16 protein-coding genes are annotated in these 18,436 nt (G+C 36.8%); 4 read left to right on the top strand and 12 right to left on the bottom strand.

The window, feature by feature from the left end; genetic code table 11:
* Positions 1-9: 9 nt before the first annotated feature.
* The 12 genes from CMT41_RS10665 to CMT41_RS10720 form a co-directional block, all read right to left on the bottom strand.
* Positions 10-777 carry a hypothetical protein gene (locus tag CMT41_RS10665; RefSeq protein ID WP_058027242.1) on the bottom strand — a complete coding sequence of 256 codons (768 nt, stop codon included), beginning with the start codon at positions 775-777 and terminating at the stop codon, positions 10-12.
* A 3-nt stretch (positions 778-780) separates the two neighbouring features.
* The gene (locus CMT41_RS19800; RefSeq protein ID WP_058027243.1) at positions 781-1,155 is read right to left on the bottom strand and encodes a hypothetical protein; all 375 of its coding nucleotides are present in this window, start codon (positions 1,153-1,155) and stop codon (positions 781-783) included.
* Positions 1,156-1,780: 625 nt separating this feature from the next.
* Positions 1,781-2,017 (bottom strand): sugar phosphate nucleotidyltransferase, encoded by a 237-nt coding sequence (locus CMT41_RS19905; RefSeq protein WP_198149738.1) that lies wholly within the window; start codon positions 2,015-2,017, stop codon positions 1,781-1,783.
* A 571-nt stretch (positions 2,018-2,588) separates the two neighbouring features.
* Complete coding sequence (locus CMT41_RS10680; protein WP_058027245.1) at positions 2,589-3,653, bottom strand: TDP-N-acetylfucosamine:lipid II N-acetylfucosaminyltransferase; 1,065 nt, start codon at positions 3,651-3,653, stop codon at positions 2,589-2,591.
* Complete coding sequence (gene rfbA / locus CMT41_RS10685) at positions 3,650-4,531, bottom strand: glucose-1-phosphate thymidylyltransferase RfbA (RefSeq protein WP_058027246.1); 882 nt, start codon at positions 4,529-4,531, stop codon at positions 3,650-3,652. Before rfbA ends, CMT41_RS10680 begins: the two co-directional genes overlap by 4 nt.
* Entirely contained in the window at positions 4,532-5,668 is a 1,137-nt protein-coding gene (gene rfbB / locus CMT41_RS10690; protein ID WP_058027247.1) for a dTDP-glucose 4,6-dehydratase, read from the bottom strand. It abuts the gene before it with no gap.
* Entirely contained in the window at positions 5,668-6,939 is a 1,272-nt protein-coding gene (gene wecC / locus CMT41_RS10695; RefSeq protein WP_058027248.1) for a UDP-N-acetyl-D-mannosamine dehydrogenase, read from the bottom strand. The genes rfbB and wecC overlap by 1 nt, the downstream gene beginning before the upstream one ends.
* 80 nt (positions 6,940-7,019) lie before the next feature.
* Entirely contained in the window at positions 7,020-8,141 is a 1,122-nt protein-coding gene (gene wecB / locus CMT41_RS10700; protein ID WP_058027249.1) for a non-hydrolyzing UDP-N-acetylglucosamine 2-epimerase, read from the bottom strand.
* 33 nt (positions 8,142-8,174) lie between these two features.
* Positions 8,175-9,209 carry a UDP-N-acetylglucosamine--undecaprenyl-phosphate N-acetylglucosaminephosphotransferase gene (wecA, locus tag CMT41_RS10705; RefSeq protein ID WP_058027250.1) on the bottom strand — a complete coding sequence of 345 codons (1,035 nt, stop codon included), beginning with the start codon at positions 9,207-9,209 and terminating at the stop codon, positions 8,175-8,177.
* Positions 9,210-9,485: 276 nt separating this feature from the next.
* The gene (locus tag CMT41_RS10710) at positions 9,486-10,511 is read right to left on the bottom strand and encodes a Wzz/FepE/Etk N-terminal domain-containing protein (RefSeq protein ID WP_232299945.1); all 1,026 of its coding nucleotides are present in this window, start codon (positions 10,509-10,511) and stop codon (positions 9,486-9,488) included.
* A gap of 323 nt (positions 10,512-10,834) precedes the next feature.
* Positions 10,835-11,386: a DUF6942 family protein gene (locus CMT41_RS10715; RefSeq protein WP_058027251.1), complete on the bottom strand. Its 552-nt coding sequence runs from the start codon at positions 11,384-11,386 to the stop codon at positions 10,835-10,837.
* 50 nt (positions 11,387-11,436) lie between these two features.
* Positions 11,437-14,388 (bottom strand): UvrD-helicase domain-containing protein, encoded by a 2,952-nt coding sequence (locus CMT41_RS10720; protein WP_058027252.1) that lies wholly within the window; start codon positions 14,386-14,388, stop codon positions 11,437-11,439.
* 311 nt (positions 14,389-14,699) lie between these two features.
* On the opposite strand from CMT41_RS10720, the gene CMT41_RS10725 reads away from it, so the two are divergent.
* The 4 genes from CMT41_RS10725 to nuoC all read left to right on the top strand — a co-directional run bounded on the left by CMT41_RS10725 (position 14,700) and on the right by nuoC (position 18,282).
* Positions 14,700-15,131 (top strand): CBS domain-containing protein, encoded by a 432-nt coding sequence (locus CMT41_RS10725; protein WP_057181283.1) that lies wholly within the window; start codon positions 14,700-14,702, stop codon positions 15,129-15,131.
* A 327-nt stretch (positions 15,132-15,458) separates the two neighbouring features.
* Positions 15,459-15,857: an NADH-quinone oxidoreductase subunit A gene (locus tag CMT41_RS10730; protein ID WP_083494270.1), complete on the top strand. Its 399-nt coding sequence runs from the start codon at positions 15,459-15,461 to the stop codon at positions 15,855-15,857.
* Between the two features lies 1 nt (position 15,858).
* Positions 15,859-16,503, top strand: coding sequence for a NuoB/complex I 20 kDa subunit family protein (locus tag CMT41_RS10735; RefSeq protein ID WP_057181284.1), 645 nt, complete (start codon positions 15,859-15,861; stop codon positions 16,501-16,503).
* Between the two features lie 3 nt (positions 16,504-16,506).
* Complete coding sequence (gene nuoC / locus CMT41_RS10740) at positions 16,507-18,282, top strand: NADH-quinone oxidoreductase subunit C/D (protein ID WP_058027253.1); 1,776 nt, start codon at positions 16,507-16,509, stop codon at positions 18,280-18,282.
* The last annotated feature ends 154 nt before the right edge of the window (positions 18,283-18,436 follow it).

Below are 18,436 nucleotides of genomic sequence, written 5' to 3' on the forward strand. Positions count from 1 at the left end.
CATAGAAACCTACAACGCAATTTTTTTATGATAACCTAAAAGGCACTCATCAATATTGAATGAAAACTTGTTATACAAATTCAAAACTTTCGTATTTGAAGAAGATACCATTGTAGTTATTTTATCTACATTTAAATATTGAGCTCTTTTGAAGGCAGCAGTCCACAACGGTAAAGCAAACATACTATAATCAGAACTAACACCTGTCAGAATCCAACTAACTGTATTTTCTTTTTCATTAAGATATTCAGCATGAAAACCTACATTTTGCCCACGAAAAACACCTTTAAACAAACTAAAAGGCGCTTTTGCTAGGTCATCAATCCAGTTTTCATTTCTATTTTTAGCTTTACATTCCTCCACATAGCAATCCTCTATCAATCGCCCATGATGAAAATCATTTCTTGCAATGTCTTTAAACCCTTGCAAATCGCCTTCACACGCCTTAACTAACTCTAGGGAAAAACGGTCTAATGAAGATATATTTTTATTAGCTGGTTTCATTAAAGATAATTTCATACTTGTTTCAGCAAAATAGTAACCTGTTTCTGTCAAAGCTTTTTTGCTAATTTTATCATTACCATTAACTCTTATTTGAATGAAAGAAATTTCATTTCGAAGACACCATCCATCTAGCTTTCGGAGCAAAGAATAAGTATCATTAAAACAAGAAGAATGAAATTCTATAACATCACATGTTCCTATGCCCATTACTTTTTCATCCCACGGTGTTAGCCTAACTGTAAGCCAACTATCATTGTGATATATTTTTTCCATAGTTTATCCTGTCAAGCTTAACAAGTAATGTCCATAACTATTCTTCATCATGAGTTTAGCCAATTCGGTTAAGGCTTCTGCTGATAGCCAATTATTGTAAAAAACGATTTTTCCTAAACAAGCTACACTTCCAGTTAACAACATAGAGTTCATTTTAGCGAGGGTAGGGCCAACAATACTGTGACCGTCAAGCCAGACATCATCTTCCAGAATATGTTCACCTTCAGAATGCCATTGACGACCCGCCAATGTATCCCCAAATTTCATATGACTCCACAATTGAGAATGAGCACCAACACCAACATTATGGCCAAGCCAATTATTACCGCCTAGTGAACCAATAATGCTGTAGTGAGCTATCCAACAATTATACCCCACATGTGTCCTTACACCATGAATAATGGTGCCATGATGGATGGTTGTATAATCACCTATGTGGAAATAATCAACATCTATATATACATCTCTACCTATATAGCAGACAAGTCCAATAGTGTTTTTTTACATCTAGGACTAAGTACAACATTATATTGAATAATTGTTTTATCCCCTATATGTACTTCACAATTTTTATTTTTATGTCATCAAACATTTTTGACCTTTAAACGCATAACGGATAAGACACTTTCATAAAACGTCTATTTAATGAATATCAGTTAACTGTGTTACCAAATTTTCAGAATTAAAATATTTTTTATTCTTGATTAAAGTCTTCAATCCTTATTCTATTCACATCAAAGACTTTAAGTTTGAGGCTCTCAACCAAGCTAAAAGGCGTTATATCATTTCTCATATAAATTTTTAGAGGTAATTGCATTACCCATCGCCTGTTACCTTTCGTACGCAAAAATAGCAATACCAACATCCTCAAGAACTTTTAAATATTAATTAAAAAAATTAAAAAGTATAAAGTCAGCGAACAGTGTAGAGCGTTCCCAAAACGTGTGAAATACTCATGATTTTTATACCAATGAAACTAAATATTGTCCATAACTATTTTTTATCATAGGTTTTGCCAGCTCTTTAATTTTTCAACCGTTAGCCAGTTTTGATTAAATGCGATTTCTTCTAAACGAGCTTCTTCACTTTCAACCATTGACTGTGTTGTTTTCACAAAATGACTGGCGTCAAGTAAAGATTCAAGGGTTCCTGTGTCTAACCAAGCAAAACATCGCCTTAGCATTTCTACGGTAAGCTCGCCTTTTTCCAAGATGTACGTTATTAACACAAGTTTTTTCAAGCTCGCCACGGGCAGAGGGTTTAATTGATTTAGCAATTTAAATCACGCTATTATCATAAAAAACAGGCCTGTTACTGCTTAATTTGATTTTGGCTTAGTGGGTTTTTCTTCTATTGAAAGTGCTTTATTATTTTTATCCAACATAAACACCCCAAGGTTCTGTACTTTTATTTACTAGTGTCATAGCACCAATAGAGCAACCTTCAGCAGTAATAACGCCTAGAAAAACCTTTGAACCTGCACCTATAATAACATGATTACCAATATGAACTTGCTTCTTGGTTTCTTTTTTGTATTTACTAGGTAACGTAGGGCTCCTTAGTGACCGACCTTAGAAACATTCCATTTACATTCCTTTTTTCACCACCCGCAAGTAAACAAAAGGTGCTATATGAACCTACATACCTAGACTAACTTTGCCCGAAACAACACAAAAAACATCTATTCTTAAGTTATCATCTATTGATATTAATTCAGGATCATAAACACTTGCTTTATCACTGATTTTTACATCTTGACCTAAAATTTAAACCCCATATTATCTAATTGTTCGCTGCTCAAATATGCCAGATCATCCCTCAAAAATTCTCTGTAATTGTTTGACTAAATTTACCTTTGAAAAATATCGTTTAACATTTTTTTTATTTTTGCTAACAGTCACTTGATCTAACAGTTCAAGCTCTAAGACATTCACATTAAAAACGTTAATATCTAAACTTTTAAACAAGCTAAAAGGCGTTATATCATTCCTCATATAAACTTTTTTACCTAAACCCAAGAGTGTAATTGTGTTCCCCATTGCTTGCTGTCTTTCATGTGCAAAAATAGCAATATCAACATTTGCAAGTATTTTTAAATATTCAGTAAAAGGCATAAAATCAACTAGCGCGGCAAAACGATTTCCAAACATAGATTTCCCAAGCTGTTTAATTTTCTCCGCGTGAGTTCTATCTCCATATGATAATGGACAAATAATATTAAAACTTTTATCTTTTAACATACTTAGTTTTTTGAATGTTTCTTCATGATTATTGGTAGGATCCGCAGAGTTCCCAACTAATACAGTCAACATTTTTTTTGATACATCAGGTAATGTTAATTCATTATACAGATTACTTGGGTACATAATACATTCATAATATTTCCCCTTTGCTCCATATAATTTTTTAGCTAGTTCATAGTCACCTTTAATAAAAGTTATGTAACCAGCGAAGCGCTCTTTAATCTTATTGTCAAAAAACTGATGTATTTTTTGTTTCCATGTTTCGGCTGGGGATATTATAGGTTGGTATAAGTCTCCTCCCCATAGTACCCAGTACGCTTTAGATAAAATAGAGGGATTAAAATATAAATACTTGTTAAAACTCCCCGTAAAAGCCCCATGTACAATTACTTTATCTGAATCTTTCAAATAACGGGACACTTCCTTCCATAAGATAAAAAAGTTCTTAGAGCTATTTAAATTTAATTTAAACTCAACAATATTATTTTGCTTAGGTAAAGGAAACTTTTTTTTATTTAAATTTGAAATATTTAAAAACAAATGATCAGAAGTATTAAAATTATTGTTTATCAACTCGATAAAGGGTTTTATAAACTTCTCGTTGCTTACAATATGTACAACCCTATATTTCATTTCATTTTACATATAAGTTGTGTTAAATATTGACCATATTCATTTTTCATCATCGGTTTAGCCAATTCTTTTAATGCTTCTGCTGATAACCAATTATTGTGAAAAGCGATTTCTTCTAAACAAGCTACTTTCAACCCTTGTCTGTGTTGTATGGTTTGTACAAAATGACTGGCTTCAAGTAAAGATTCAGGGGTTCCTGTGTCTAACCAAGCAAAACCTCGCCCTAGCATTTCTACACTAAGCTCACCCTTTTCAAGGTAAACATTATTAACACAAGTTATTTCAAGCTCACCACGGTCAGAGGGATTAATTGATTTAGCAATTTCAATTACACTATTATCGTAAAAATACAGTCCTGTTACAGCGTAATTTGATTTTGGCTTAGTGGGTTTTTCTTCTATTGAAAGTGCTTTATTATTTTCGCCAAACTCAACCACGCCAAAGCGTTCTGGGTCTTTTACTTGATAACCAAAAACTGTTGCGCCTTTGCCTTCTTCCGCTCTATTTACTGCATCTTTTAACTTTGGTGAAAAGCCTTGCCCGTAAAAGATATTGTCGCCTAATACTAAACAGACATTATCATCACCAATAAAATCTTCACCTATGATAAACGCTTGTGCTAATCCGTCAGGGCTTGGTTGTATTTCATAACTTATATTGATACCAAACTGCGAGCCATCTTTTAATAAGCGTTGGTAACCACTAATGTCTTCAGGGGTTGATATTATTAATATATCTCTAATACCTGCAAGCATTAATACTGATATGGGGTAAAAAATCATGGGTTTATCGTAAATAGGCAATAGCTGTTTTGATACACCCATGGTAATTGGATATAAGCGTGTGCCTGAACCGCCTGCTAAAACTATACCTTTCATTTAAACTTCCTTTACCATAGATTCTGAATTAAGTTCAGATTGATTATTTACTTTAACGTTATTATTAGCACCTAGGCGTTCACGTTGATATGATCCGTCTTGCACTCGTTTACTCCATTCGTTATTTTTCAAATACCATTCTACTGTTTTTCTTAACCCAGTTTCAAAGGTTTCAGTTGGTGTCCAGTTTAATTCTTTTTCTATTTTTGATGCATCAATTGCATAGCGCATATCGTGACCTGGGCGATCTTTCACATAGGTTATTAACCCTTTGAAGCCGCTTGAATTTCCGCCTGAACAGGAATGAATGTTACTAGGTACTAATTCTTCTAATAACATACAAATAGTTTGCACTACTTGTATGTTTTGCTTTTCGTTATGACCACCTATATTATAGGTTTCGCCTATTTTTCCTTCAGTAACTACTTTATATAGTGCTCGGGCATGATCTTCTACATAGAGCCAATCACGAATTTGTTCACCTTTACCATATATTGGTAATGGCTTACCTTCTAGCGCATTTAAAATAACGAGGGGTATCAATTTTTCTGGAAAATGAAATGGGCCATAGTTATTTGAACAGTTAGTAATAATAGTAGGTAAGCCATAAGTACGTAACCATGAGCGTACTAAATGATCACTTGCCGCTTTTGATGCTGAATAAGGGCTACTAGGGTCGTATGATGTTGTTTCAGTAAATAAATCAGTCGTACCATCTAAGTCGCCATACACTTCATCAGTTGAAACATGATGAAATCGAAAGTTTTGTTTTTGTTCTGTTAGTAGTTCATTCCAGTATTGGCGCGTAGCTTCTAGCAACGTATATGTGCCAACAATATTAGTTTCTATAAACGCAGATGGTCCGTCTATTGAGCGATCTACGTGGCTTTCAGCCGCTAAATGCATTACTGCATCGGGTTTATGATGTTTGAAAACACGATCTAACTCTGCACGGTTACAAATATCAACTTGTTCAAATACATAACGTTCCGAATCAGAAATATCAATCAGTGACTCTAAATTACCCGCATAAGTGAGTTTATCTACATTGATAATAGAATCTTCGGTATTTTGTATTATATGTCGAATAACTGCAGAACCAATAAAACCTGCACCACCTGTGACTAATATCTTCACTACTTCCAAATTCCTTTGGTGTCTATTACATTTGCTAACTCTACTTTATTGGTTTTAAACTCTTTATGATCAACTAACATTAGGTGAATATCTGCTTCTTCAATGGCACGTTCAAAACTTATTAGTTCAATATTTGTTATATGGTTCGGTAATTCATGAATGTTAGGCTCTATACCTAAAGTTCGACCTGAATGAATGCTTGCTAGCTGTTGCGCTATATTTAACGCAGGGCTCTCACGTAAATCATCAATATCAGGTTTAAACGCTAAACCATAGCAAGCAATCGTTACCTCTTTAGTTATTTTACTTGGATTGGCTTGTAAAAAATCAGCTATGGCTATTTTAACTTTATCAATTACCCATTGAGGTTTTGAATCATTCACTTTACGTGCTGTATGAATTAACTGTGCTTGCTTGGGTGTTTTAGCCACAATAAACCATGGGTCAACGGCAATACAATGCCCTCCAACGCCAGGGCCTGGTTGTAAAATATTTATTCTTGGGTGTCTGTTAGCTAAAGAAATTAGCTCCCAAACATTAATATCAAGCTCGTCACATATTATTGATAATTCATTGGCAAAGGCTATTTGTACATCTCTACAGCTATTTTCTGTTAACTTAGCCATTTCAGCGGTACGCGCATTGGTAATAACACAATCACCTTGTACGAAGGTTTTATATAGCTCTACAGATTGTTCTGAACATTTAGTTGTCAAACCGCCTATTACTCGGTCATTTTCCACCAATTCACGCACTACATGGCCGGGTAATACACGTTCTGGACAATGTGCTACTCTAATGTCTGATTCTTCACCGTGAGTTTTTGGAAAAGTAAGGTCACTTCTGTATTCAGCTAGCCAATCGGCCATTTGTTCAGTTGCACCTACAGGGGAAGTTGATTCTAGAATAACTAAATCACCTTTTTTAAGTACCGGCGCTATAGATTTAGCTGCTGCTTGAATATATTTAAGATCCGGCTGAGGGATATCACCTTCATTTTTAATCGGTAAAAATGGCGTTGGTACAGCAATCAAAAAGGCGTCGGCTGGCTCTGGCTTTAATACAGCTTTTAGTTTTCCGTCTGTTACCGCTTTATGAACAATAGCGTCTAGGTCTGGTTCTACTATATGAATTTCACCACGATTTATGGTGTCAACTGTGTTTTTGTTTACATCAACGCCAATGACGTTTTTTCCGTATGCGGCGAACATTGCTGCTGTTGGTAGACCTATGTAGCCAAGACCAATTACTGATATTGTTTCGAATGACATTTTTATTTTATTACTCTTGTATTTAAGACCTAAGGCCAAATTTAGTAAGTGCGCGAATAAATTCCCGCCTACAGTATTCTTTATTTATGCTCTGCTAATATGTCTAATATTTTACCGCATGCTTTGCCATCACCATAAGGGTTATGGGCAAAACTCATTGCTTTGTATGCTTCTTCATTATCCATTAATTCATTAATTGCAGAAGTTATTACATCAACATTGGTTCCTACTAATTTAACTGTACCTGCATCTACAGCTTCAGGGCGTTCCGTAGTATCACGCATTACTAAAACAGGTTTACCTAAGCTTGGCGCTTCTTCTTGAATGCCACCCGAGTCGGTTAAAATAATATACGCACGGTTCATTAAATAAATAAAAGGCAAATACTGTTGAGGCTCTATTAGAAAAATATTTTTTATGTCTTTCAATATGCGGTTAACAGGCTCACGTACATTGGGGTTTAAATGCATAGGGTAAAGAATTTGAGCTTCTGGATATCTTTTAGCGGTAATGGCTAAGGCTTCGCAGATACGTTCAAAGCCACCACCAAAACTTTCTCTTCTATGACCAGTAACTAGTATTAACTTTTTATTAGCATCTAACATAGGAAATTGTTCGGCTAATTTATCATGTAGCGTACTGTCATTATCAATTTTATTTTTGATCATTAACAATGCATCAATTACCGTATTACCCGTTACATGAATGTCGTTTTCTGAATAGTTTTCTACCAATAGATTTTGTTTTGATATTTCTGTGGGTGCAAAGTGATATTTTGTTAAAGCACCTGTTAGTTTGCGGTTACCTTCTTCAGGCCAAGGTGAATAGATATTACCTGTGCGTAGACCAGCTTCTATATGCCCTACGGCTATCTGTTCGTAATATGCGGCTAAACTTGCGGCAAATGTAGTGGCTGTATCGCCATGTACAAGTACTATATCTGGCTTAAACTCTTGTAGTACAGGTTTTAATTCTAATAAAATGCGGGCAGTAACTTCGTTAAGTGTTTGTCCTGCTTTCATTAAGTTTAAATCATAATCAGGCTTGATTTCAAAAAGGTCTAGTACTTGGTCTAGCATTTCTCTGTGTTGTGCTGTTACGCATACTTTGGCTTCGAATCTTGAGTCTTCTGCTAATGCGTGTACAAGGGGAGCCATTTTGATGGCTTCTGGGCGAGTGCCAAATATTGATAATACTTTCATTTTAGCTATTTAGATTCTCAATGTTAGAGGTTTTTATTTAGTAATATGTCGAATAGCCAGATTATAGATAATAAACATCACTAAAAAACCTATCAACATTACACTTTCAGCAACTTGAAAATATTCACCTGCTAGACCTATTACCGACATAATTACAGCAATTGTTGATATAGCGACTAAGGTTTGACGTGAGGATAAACCTGCACGTTGCAATATATGATGTAGATGATCTCTGTCTGGTTTAAACGGCGACTTACCATTCTTATAACGTCTTACCACGATGGCTAACATATCCATCAATGGTATTGCACAAATCCACAGGGCGGTTATTGGTCTAAAGGATGCTTGTTCGCCTTGAGTGCCCATAGTTAATAACCAAATAACACTTAGGCCGACAAACATGCTGCCCGCATCACCCATAAAAATCTTTTTGCATTCTTTATTAAAAAACTTTTCGAAGAAGCCTAAGTTATACATTAAATAAGGTACTGTTGCCGTAGCTAGTATCAAGGGGTAACTTAAATAATCTGTTTGTCCACTCATAATAAATAAAATGGCAATTGAAGTAAAAGTATTAATACTTAGGCTACCAATCAAGCCATCAATACCGTCAATCATGTTATAAGCATTTATAACGACGATAATACCGACATAAGTAAAGATTATACCCAATGGGCCTAGCGTTACCTCACCAAAACCAAAGATGTTACCTAAGTTCGAAATATAGCCACCAACACCATAGATCATTAGGCTAGCAATAATTATTTGTCCGACGATACGAACACGTACACGTAGGTCAAACTTATCATCTAGGGCGCCAATAAAGACCATCATAGCCGAAGCAATAAGGTACATACGCAGCTCTAAGGTATTAGGTAACCATAATAGGCTGGCAGCAAGAACCGCTAAGAATATTGAAATACCACCAATAAGGGGAATATGTCCTGAGTGCTGTTTGCGCTCACAAGGTTTATCAACTAAACCGATTTCTATTGCTACTGGGTTAAAAAATTTAATCGCTAAAAACGCAAAGATGAATGCGGTAGTAGCTGTAGCAAGAATATACATAGTTAAGTTCCGATAGCGTTAGCTAAATTTTCGCCCTAAAGGCCTAAAGGTAGTTAAAAATTAATTTCAAAGGTGATAACAAAGACAATAAAACAATATGACATTATTGTTCATTAAATCAATCAACTACCTTGTTTCTGATTTTATTATAATTAGTGAGTTTTCTAACGGGCAGAGTATACTTGAGTTAATAGACTATTGCAGTAAGAAAGTGTTTCTTATTGTAAGATTACTACAAGTAATAATTACTGACCATGCCCTTTAGACTCACATTTGTTAGTTATCTTTTCTGCTAAAGTATCGAATCAGTACGATTAATACCGATAATATGCCACCAAGCATAGTACCTAATACCACAATTAACGCGCGTTTTGGTTTAGCTTTGGTATCAGGGACTTGTGCAGGGTCTATGGTTTTAAGGACATATTCTTTTTTAACCATAGTTAACATCATGTTTTTAGTTTGCTCTTCAATCAGCTGATAAAACACCACTTCCATTGAGGCAACTTTAATATTAATTAACTGATTAGTTAAATAGTCTATCGATGCTTTTGCCTCAATTTGGTCTTGCTCACGCATAAATTCGTTAATATCGTGGATTAACCAGGTTAACCATTGTTTTGCCATTGCAGGAGAATAGAATTCAATATCGATATTAACCATTGAAGTGGTTTTATCTTGAGCAACTGTTACTAAATCGGAAAACTCCCTATAAGCTTCCCAGGTCGATGGTTCAGGGGTTTTCGGCGCTTTTACTTCTCTTATCCACTTGTTGGTTGTTTTATCATATAGCTCATCATCTAAGATCAAGGTATCACTTGCCCTATCCCAGTTTTTTGCTGCCATCAATGGCACTAACAACTCATGTTTACTGATAAATCCTTCGATAAATGAACGTGACTTTAAGATCTCTAACGCTAACGCCGTTTTATCACCACCGCCACCGCCAAGATTTATGCCTGCCATACTGGCTAAACCTGCCATACCCGCGAGTGCGCCAAGACCACCTGCGCCACCTTCACTTGAAGCTGGTGCTAATATAGCTGAAGCTTTATAAATATCAGGTTTAGACAGCGCGAAGAAAACAGAAGCAACTGCAAAGATCATACTGATAATAATGATGGTAAATTTACCCGCCCAAATAGCACGCCAAAGTTCAGCTAAATCAATCTCATCATCATCGTTTTGAGTTTGTTGAAGCAGCAGTTGTTGCTGCAGTAACTGTTGTTGCAATAATTGCACACTGGCATCATTTGACATTATTTGGGTATCTACTACAGAGTTTTCGACTGACTTTGACACTATTCACCATATCCGCTTGGCATATATTACTCGTATTCGCTTTATTAGCTTAACGAGCAACAATAAAATTTGCCGCATTATACGAAGAATCCTAACAAAGTGAAAGAGCTTCTAGTTTGTTATAACCTTGAATAATGAAAAACATGGATTCCCGACAATATATTTCGGCAATGACGGCAATAAACAATGGATTTCTAACAACTTTCGCATTGTCTAAATAAGGAGCATCCATGCCACGTCCGACTATACACTTCGGGAGTGACGAACCAAACTGATGAGCCACTGAAAACACAGGAGCATTATGACTATACAGCAGCAGTTAACTAAAGTTTTTCTGTACCGTTTTTAAGTTTTTTTAAGCTTTTTAATAAATTAGCCAGACGCTCTATTTTAATATTACTCAGTTGACGGTAATCAAAGTATGGGCAAACAATAAGTTTCTTCTGGCTATCAATAGCAAATTCATCATTTAACCACACTAAATTAGCATTGAGTTGACCGTTACTGATTAACGCTTTGGCATGGCCTTTACCACAAATGATATGTACTATGTCTTTGCTCGGCTCTAACTGCGGCGCGGAGAAGAGCAAGGCAGTTTTATGTTGTGCTTGTAATAGAACTTTATCACGATAGTCTTGCCATGTTGGCGCTTGCGTTGAAAAGTCATAATACTTTTTATCCAAAGCATAAAGCACTTTAGCGTAGACATTAAATACTTTACGCCAGCCATTACCACATGATTGATTAATCGCGCTAATTTCACCATTAACCAGTGGCATAACGGCAGTCAAGCTTTGATATTCGAACATATTAGGCTTGTTTGCTATATAAACAGCAAAGTTAAAACCACTATCACCAAAACCGATATTAGTCATATTTCCGCTATCCCCCTTTAATTATTTATCACACTAATATTTACCCTGCTTTAATCAAGCAATTCAGGCCAATTTACTTTTGAGTCATCTAAGGAATTTTTACAGCTCATTGGCTCATCGCCTTGGTAATTTCGACAGCCCCAAAAATCACCATTTTTACTGGTACGAAAAACCATTTCAGCATTACATTTATCACAGGTTGGTATAAGACTTTTACATGAATCATTTAAACAAAGTTTAAAGCCGAGATAGCGTTTACGTGTCATGGGACTGGCACATTTTGCACAAGGTTTTTCTTTGTGCTGACAACGAGGAAAGTGAGAACAAGAATAGAAATCGCCATAGCGACCGCTGCGTTTTGTTAAAACACCAGTTTCACAAAGCAGACAATTGATATCCTCGACCACTGATTGACTTACCGTGCTGCCAAATTCATCCAGTTCAATTTGATGGTCATCCACCAGCTCTTGCACAAAGGGGCTAGCCGTTGTCATATCGGCAATGATATAAACTCGGGTTTTGGCTCTGGTAAGCGCGACATAAAATAAGCGTCGTTCTTCGGCATAGGCAAAGGTTTCTTTTTTCGCCAGTAGCGCATCAACAAGTGCAGGGGTTACTTTTTCAGAAGGAAAACCATGGACCCCTTTTTTGAGACCAATAATAATGACATAATCTGCCTCTTTCCCTTTAGAGGCATGAATAGATTGCGACTCTATCTTTAATAACGGGTATTGACTATTCAATCGTTTAAGATCTAGCTGACTCGGTAAAAGAAACCAAAAACGAGCAAGTAAGTACACACTAACAGGCTGATCTACCTTTACTGAAATAGCCGCTAAAACATCATCAATGGCGCCATTTTCCAGTTCATCAATAACAGTCGATTTTTGTGAATTGACTCGGCTACTATCTCGTTTGAGCAGCGATACAGCCGGCGCTTTAACCTGGTGCAAAGAGTTAATGGTTTTATTAATTTGTGCCGGGTTTTTACTGATAAAAGCTGTGGCGACTTCTCCTATTTTGTTATTAAACCTAAAGGTTAGGTCTAATTCTGCTAGCGTGGTAGCGCCAAAGTAATTTTCAAACTCAGTTGTCAGGGTAACATCAGCGCCACTAAAGCGGTAAATCGCCTGCCAATCATCACCGACAGCAAATACCGAACATGCTTTATTATTATCACGTAAAGCTTTGACTAAACGCGCTCGTGGCTCTGATATATCTTGAAACTCATCTACCATAATATAACGCCATGGCGAATGAAACTTTCCCGTTTGAACATACGCTAACGCTTTATTAATCATATCGTCAAAATCAATTTCACCGTGAGATTTTAACTGCTGTTCATAAGCGCTTAAAATTGGCTTAAGTAACGCTAACGCCTTTTTGGTCTGTTTTGGCTGCGCTGAGTTAGCGATGACTGTATCGGTTAAAGTGCTGTCTAAACACGCTGATTTATAGAGCCCAACTAGCTGAGAAAATGTTTTCGCCAGCTCTGTTATTCTGCCACTTTCTTTTAGTTTTGCCAGTATAAACTCGCTAGGTAACGCTGCGAAGTCAATTTTTTTAGCCGTCAATGACGCCATTAAGGCGCTAAGCAAGGTGCCTTGTTTATGTTGAGCATAAGTAAACTCTAAACATTGAGTGTTAAATTTTTCATGAGTATTTCGTCGCCATTTAATCGCCTGATGGTATTCGTCTTTATCTATATAGACAGCGGTATCGCCATGCTCATCTAGCCCATAATATTCAATATATAAATTTAGCTCAGGTAAGAAAAAATTTGGCTGATATTGTTTACCACCTAACGTTTTCACCTCATAAGCATAGTTAGCTTGATACTGATATTTGATACCATGAGAAAATAACCAATTGGCAATATAAAGCTCAGCAAAGTTTTTCACCTGCTCGCCTTTAAAGGTGCGAATATCATTGTCGGTTAAATATTGGTAATACTCGCCAAGGCTATCAAAATCAAATTCGTTACGCTCAAGGTAGTAATATTGACTGAAATATTCGAGCACAAGCTGACGATATTGGCCCGACTCATTCATTATCTGGTCAAAATAACCTTGAATCCATTGAAACTTTGCTTTTTCATCTTGTGCAAATACCGATAAGCTAGGCTTGCTCCCTTCAACCTGGGCAATAATACTAAGCCCAAGACTATGAAAAGTAGTCGCGCTTATTTTTTCAGTCGATAATTTATCCTTTATTCTTTCATCCATTTCATCAGCCGCTTTACGACCATAGGCTAAGAGTAATATTTCGCCCTTACCCGCCTGTTGGCTAGTTAATAAATAACCTGCGCGACCAACCATAACACTGGTTTTCCCCGTGCCAGCGCCAGCTAACAACAGATTATTATCATTATCGATAATACATGCTCGGCGTTGAGCTAGTGTTAATGGATTAGACTCAACCGTATCAAAAAAACTTTTATAGGTTTGAAGTTGTTTATTGATATAACGTTCACGACACTCAGCTATACCCTGCTCGGTCCACTTTTGGTAAAAGGATAACAGTTGCAGTTTTTCAGCAAGATCGGCCAATGCTTTACTTGCCTTACTTAACTTACTTGAGTTGCTTGAGTTGCTTGAGTTAAGCCAAGGGAACCAACGTTTACCTTCTTCATTTGCCGATAATTGCATACGCTCAATGCTTGATTGGCGTAAGTAGCGATTAGTTGTAACTTTTTTTATCGCCGTTAATAAGGTGTCAACACGGTTAATATTGGCTAATACCCAAAGCTGTTCAAGCTTACTCTTTTGCCTGCGTTTGGCATTATAGGCAAGCATAGTAAAGACATAGTTTTTGTTTGCCGTTTTAAAGGACATAATTTGTCCGAAAAAACTCAGGTGAAATTCAGGGGGTACTAGCAACTCTTGCCATTGAATGGTGAGTAAGCGCTGGTCAACGTCAATAACTAAGCCACTTGCACTGATCTTTATTACCGTTGGGAGACCAATAAATCGGCCAAGAAAACTTGAAGATATACATTTCATTGACAACAAAAACCCAAATACGGAAAGAGAAAAAAGCCAGAATGATTATTCTATCATTAGTACTGTGTTCAGGTACCAATGAAGTGATAAACAAAGTAGGAAATTAATAAGCAACTTGAGATAAAGGAGTTAATAACCTTAATACTCTCATTAAATTCATCACCAAAACATAAAGTATGCTATCAAAATATCAGCTAGCACTTTTGACTACTGTAAAAGTTTAATTTTTAAGAATTAAAGGAAAAAACATTAAAACACAACTAAGATTAGTTGTATAAGTTAAAAAGGGTAAAACAGCTCAGGAGAAACAAATGAAATCCATTAGAATTGAGGATTACATGAACAAACACCCTGTAACCTTTACTATTGACATGTCAGTTGCAGAAGCTTCAGAAAAATTAATTGACTCCCCTCAAAACGGTGGACCGGTACTCGATGTTTACCAACGTGTTATCGGTTTTTTATCAGAGCAAGAGTGCTTAATTCACCTGCTTGAAGATACCTATTTAAGTGAGCCTCACGCGACTGTGGCAGATATGATGCGAACCGATGTCCTAACGGTAGGTTGTGAAAACTCTGTAGTCGATTTAGCACAACAAATGACTAAAAACAAACCAAAGCTTTACCCTGTGGTTGATGAGAATAAACGGTTACTAGGTATTATTACCCGCAGTGATATTTTAAAGGCTATCAATATTCACCTACGCTCATTTTATCAAAAAGGCCATGGTCGCCTGGTATAAATAAAGGCTAAAAATACCCGCTTCCGCCATGTGTAAAAGTACATTCAGTGCTGTGCCTACATGAATGGGTGATAACGCAGTCTATATTTCCAACACCCGCAGCCGTTCCCCTTCATTAAAGCATAAATTTTTACTGTTTTTTCATTGAAAACACTGAGCATATTTTAAAGTAAAGCAGCGTGTAAAACTCATCGCTAAAAAACTTTATTCTGCCTTGGTTTGTTGAAAATTTATACTATGCTTTTATCAAGTACTGTAACTTCCTCATATTTAATTGATTTTCAGTTGATTTTAACTAATAAAGAAAAATAAAGGTTAAGGTGACTTATGCTTTCAACCAGTTTTATAGTTTATTTTATCGCCACTATATTATTAACCATCACCATGTTATTGGTGTCTCATTTACTCAACCCTAAAGTCCCCGCCAGAACCAATAATGAGCCATTCGAGTCTGGCATCGTTGGTCAAGGAAGTACTGATATTCGATGGAATATCAATTACTTTTTAGTGGCTATCTCGTTTGTGATTTTTGATATAGAAGCCGTCTTTTTGTATGTTTGGTCCATCGTGGTGATGGAAGCCGGTTGGCATGGTTTTTTTATCACTTCTTTTTTTATATTCATCTTACTAACCGCCCTACTCTATGAAATCAAACAAGGCGCCTTTCTCTGGGGTGAGAAAATTCCCGTTAAAAGTGTGCACACCCCGTTAAGTAAAGAGGCTTAAAATGCGTTGGCAATTAACTAAACCCGAGCAAGTAATCGATACTCAAGTGGCGGGTATTGAAGACCTCACCGAGAAGAATTTACTTTTAGCTAAATTAGATGACTTAGTAGCTTGGGGTAGAGGAAATTCTCTTTGGCCTTTTAATTTCGGTTTATCTTGCTGTTACGTTGAAATGGCCACCTCTTTTACCAGTCGTCATGATATCGCCCGTTTTGGCTCCGAGGTAATACGTGCCACGCCTAGAGAAGCTGATTTAATTGTCATCTCTGGTACTGTTTTTTTAAAAATGGCCCCCGTTATACAATACCTTTATGAGCAAATGCTCGAGCCTAAATGGGTGATTTGCATGGGTTCATGTGCCAATTCTGGTGGCATGTATGATGTTTATAGTGTTGTACAAGGCGCTGATCGGTTTTTACCAGTTGATGTCTATGTACCTGGTTGCCCGCCTCGCCCTGAAGCTTTAATGTACGGCTTAACCTTATTACAGCAAGCCATCAAGGAAGGTTACTCAAAACAAAAAAGGCCGCTTAATCGTATCATAACAGCTGAGGAAATTGAAAAATTTGCCACCCGTAATCTAAGAGATGAAAAAAATGCTTCTCGTATGGCAGTCACAACACTTCGAACGCCCGATGGAGTCTAGTTTATGACAGCAGAGAATAATAATAATAAGATAACCGATGAGCTAATAGCGCAAATCCCTGAGCTGTTTAAGCAATTCAATAAAGAGCATTTTGCTCCTCAAACTACCTGTGACGACATAGTGACTTTATGGGTTTCTAGTAAAAGAGTAATTGCAATTTTATCCTTTATGAAAAGCATCACTGACCCCTTTGATATGTTATACGATTTATATGCTGTTGATGAAAGGCTGCGTTTAGATAAAAACCAGTACCCTATATTAGATTTCACTGTGGTTTATCAGCTGTTATCAATTAACAGAAATAAACACATTAGATTTAAAGTTGCCCTCGATGAAACACCGCTAGAAATTGCAACCATCACGCACTTATTTAAAAATGCCAACTGGTATGAAAGAGAAGCATGGGATCTGTTTGGTATCACCTTCATTGATCACCCACTGCTAACCCGAATTTTATTACCACCAACGTTTAAGGGCCACCCATTACGTAAAGAATTTCCTTGTCGAGCGACAGAGAATGACCCTTTTACTTTAGATGAACAAAAACTACAAAAGGAACAACAAGCACTAAAATTTATTCCTGAGCAATGGGGCATGAAAAAAAGTAACGATGATAACGACTATATGTTCCTTAACTTAGGACCAAACCACCCGAGTGTTCATGGTGTCTTTCGCATCGCCTTACAGCTCGATGGTGAACGTGTTATCGATGCCGTACCCGATATTGGCTTTCATCATCGCGGCGCTGAAAAAATAGCAGAACGCCAAACCTGGCATGGTTTTATTCCCTACACAGATCGCATCGACTATTTAGGCGGCGTGATGAATAACTTCCCTTATATTTTAGCCATTGAAAAATTAGCCGGTATTGAAGTCTCTGAGCGGGTTAAGTGCATTCGCGTGATGTTGTCTGAATGTTTTCGAATATTAAGTCATATGTTGTTTTTTGGTACCTTTGCCCAAGATATAGGTCAGTTGTCACCTATATTTTATTTATTCATCGATAGAGAAAAATTATTTGCCATTATTGAAGCCATAACAGGTGCAAGAATGCACCCCAGCTGGTTTCGTATCGGCGGTTTAGCACAAGACCTACCCCAAGGTTGGGATAAAATGATGCTTGAATTCACTGATTATTTTCCAAATAAATTAGATGAATACGAGGTCATGGTGATGCAAAATAGCATTATTAAAATACGTAGCATAGGTATAGGTAAATATACCAAACAACAAGCCATTGACTGGGGTGTAACCGGGCCTGGTTTACGCGCGACCGGCTGTGATTATGACTTAAGAAAAGTATCGCCTTATAGCGGCTATGAAAATTACGACTTTACCGTACCTCTCGATGATCAAGGTGATGCCTATGCTCGCTGTAAACTTCGGGTAGAAGAAATGCGCCAGAGCATCCGTATTATTAAGCAATGTATTAAACATATGCCTCAAGGTCCATATAAAGCCGAACACCCATGCACAACACCCCCGATGAATAACCTCAGTAAAAATGATATTGAAACACAAATTCAGCACTTTTTAAATACCAGCTGGGGTGCTGTTATGCCAAATGGTGAATCATCTTTTGCCGTTGAAGCCACTAAAGGCATTAACAGTTATAGCATTATCAGTGATGGTACCAGCTCAAGTTATCGTACCCGCATCAGAACGCCTTCTTTTCCACATTTACAAATGATCCCTGAAATATCAAAAGGTTTAATGCTTGCCGATTTAATCGTCATTATCGCCAGCATAGATTTTGTTATGGCTGATGTTGATAGATGATACTTATATATGGCTCAGTTCCAAAGTACTTGACCACTTCAACTGTTCTCTAAATGGCAGCCATATGATTTAACAGGAAGTATTGCTGAAGTGATAAAAGCGAGCTTCACAAGCAAGGATGCTTGTGTAGAGCCCCAGGGATGGGTTTACGCGT

The organism is Colwellia sp. MT41 (assembly GCF_001444365.1).
In the GTDB taxonomy this organism is placed as follows: Bacteria; Pseudomonadota; Gammaproteobacteria; order Enterobacterales; family Alteromonadaceae; genus Colwellia; species Colwellia marinimaniae.